This is a genomic window from Paracoccus salipaludis, from assembly GCF_002287065.1.
Taxonomy (GTDB): Bacteria; Pseudomonadota; Alphaproteobacteria; order Rhodobacterales; family Rhodobacteraceae; genus Paracoccus; species Paracoccus salipaludis.
In genome coordinates this window covers 1-1,905 of sequence record NZ_NSJZ01000059.1, presented here as the reverse complement: position 1 = coordinate 1,905, position 1,905 = coordinate 1, and the positions used below count along the sequence as shown (strand labels likewise).

General features: G+C 63.4%; 4 protein-coding genes and 1 pseudogene. All 5 read left to right on the top strand.

Annotation, left to right across the window (positions count from 1 at the left end; translation table 11 throughout):
• Window positions 1-664: pseudogene (locus CK240_RS17425) on the top strand (hypothetical protein); the annotation flags it as partial.
• Window positions 664-906, top strand: a complete 243-nt coding sequence (locus CK240_RS17420) for a DUF4160 domain-containing protein (protein ID WP_095641525.1) — start codon at window positions 664-666, stop codon at window positions 904-906. The pseudogene CK240_RS17425 and the gene CK240_RS17420, both read left to right, overlap by 1 nt.
• Window positions 887-1,162, top strand: a complete 276-nt coding sequence (locus CK240_RS17415; protein ID WP_095641524.1) for a DUF2442 domain-containing protein — start codon at window positions 887-889, stop codon at window positions 1,160-1,162. Before CK240_RS17420 ends, CK240_RS17415 begins: the two co-directional genes overlap by 20 nt.
• A gap of 72 nt (window positions 1,163-1,234) precedes the next feature.
• Window positions 1,235-1,621, top strand: a complete 387-nt coding sequence (locus tag CK240_RS18435; protein WP_135058907.1) for a MerR family transcriptional regulator — start codon at window positions 1,235-1,237, stop codon at window positions 1,619-1,621.
• A 78-nt stretch (window positions 1,622-1,699) separates the two neighbouring features.
• A complete protein-coding gene (locus CK240_RS19635; RefSeq protein WP_095641526.1) occupies window positions 1,700-1,834 on the top strand; it encodes an EF-hand domain-containing protein in 135 nt (44 codons plus the stop codon).
• Window positions 1,835-1,905 lie beyond the last annotated feature (71 nt).

Below are 1,905 nucleotides of genomic sequence, written 5' to 3'. Positions count from 1 at the left end.
CGAACTCAGCGGCGATGTGCTGGTCTCGTGGTTCTTCGGCCGGATGTTCCGGGACATGGCCGAGCGGTCGAATCACTGGGCCATTCTCGACCGGCAGACCGTGTTCCACCTGGGCAGCAAGTATTCCGTGCTGCTGTTCCAGCACATCGCCAGTCTGGCCGGGATGGACCGGATCGACGCCAAGACATTCACCATCCCGGAACTGCGGACCCTGTTGGCGGTGCCGGAGGGCAAGCTGGAGAGATTTGCAGACCTGAATCGACGCGCCTTGCAGCAAGCCATCGCCGAAATCAATCAACTGTCCCGGCTGACCCTGACCGCCACACCGCGCAAGATCGGTCGCACCGTCGCTAGCATCGAGATCGCCTGGACCGTGAAGGAAGACCCGACACCGGCCAAGCGCGAACTGTCCGTCTCGAAGGTCGGCCGGAAGGCACGGCGGGACGGCACGGCCGAGACGCTGGCCCCCGAGTTCCCCGAGACCGGCGGTATCGCCTACAGCCCGCACTGGCGAGATCTGAAGCGGACTGCGGGCTGCACCATGGACGACAGCCTCATCGCCACGAACTTCCGCCGTTTCCTCAAGGAACGCGGCATCGCGCGCAACGCGGCCAACATCGAGAAGCTGTTTTCGGACTTCTGCGCCAAGGTCGGGAGGGTCTGATGCCGACTCTCCTGCGCGAGGGGCCGTACCGGTTCTTTTTCTACAGCGACGAGGGCGATCCAAGAGAGCCGCCCCACGTTCATGTAACTGCCGGCGAAAGGCTGGCGAAGTTCTGGCTGGAGCCTGTAGCCTTGGCGTCGAGCAGGCGCCTGCGGGCGCATGAGCTCAAGGCCCTGCAAGACCTGGTGGAGCGTCATCAGCTCCGGTTTCTGGAGGCATGGCATGCGCACTTTGACCCTTGAGAACGACCCTCTGGCCGTTGCCGTGGAGTTCTCGGCCGATGCCTTTCGGGTCGTGCTGGACGACGGCCGCGAGCTGTCCGTGCCGCTGGCGTGGTTTCCCCGGCTCCTGCATGCCACCCCGGAACAACGGCAGGCATGGGAGCTAATCGGGCGCGGCGAAGGACTGCATTGGGAGGAGTTGGACGAGGACATCTCCGTGGCCGGCCTGCTGGCCGGGCGGGGTGACCAGACCCGCCGCCCGCCTAGGGCAGCCTGAGCGCGCCAAGGGGTTGCAATCGAACGTTTCGCAACCCTCAAATGACGCGCTGCGCAACGCGTGAGGAACCCCGTGCAACTATCCCTGTCCGCCGCCGCAAAAGAGGTAGGACGCTCTAAATCTACCCTCAGCCGCGCCATCAAGGATGGCCGGCTGTCCGCGACCCTCCGCGAAGACGGCAGCTACGAGATTGACCCCGCCGAACTCTATCGAGTGTTCCCTCCGCCCGTTCCATACCCGGTTGCATCGAACACGACGCAACCGGATATCGACCCCACCGGAACCCTGCGAATGCAGCTTGAAATGATGGAACGCGAGCGCGACCGGGAACGCGGGCAGATGCAGACCACTATCGATGACCTACGGACGCGTCTGGACCGGGCCGAGAGCCGCATTGCAGGGTTGTTGCCTGCACCTCCTGTTCGGCAGCGCAGGTGGCGGCTGTGGGGTAGAAATTGAAGGGCGTTTGGCTGCAGCTGATTTTTCCGAGCAGGATGTCCAAACAACCAGCAGGACGCCGGTGACAAGACGGTCGACCTGTATCAGTGGCTGACGATTGCACGCGAACGCTTCAAGGCCGCTGACGCCAACAAGGATGGCAAGATCGATGCCAGCGAACTCGACGCGGAAACAGGCACCGATCTCAAGGCAATGATCGCTCCAACGAATTGAGGTTTGGTCAGGCCGTTCTGGTGGCCTTCGATAGCATCGATGAAGGGGTTCCGCGCCCGACCAGCCAGCCG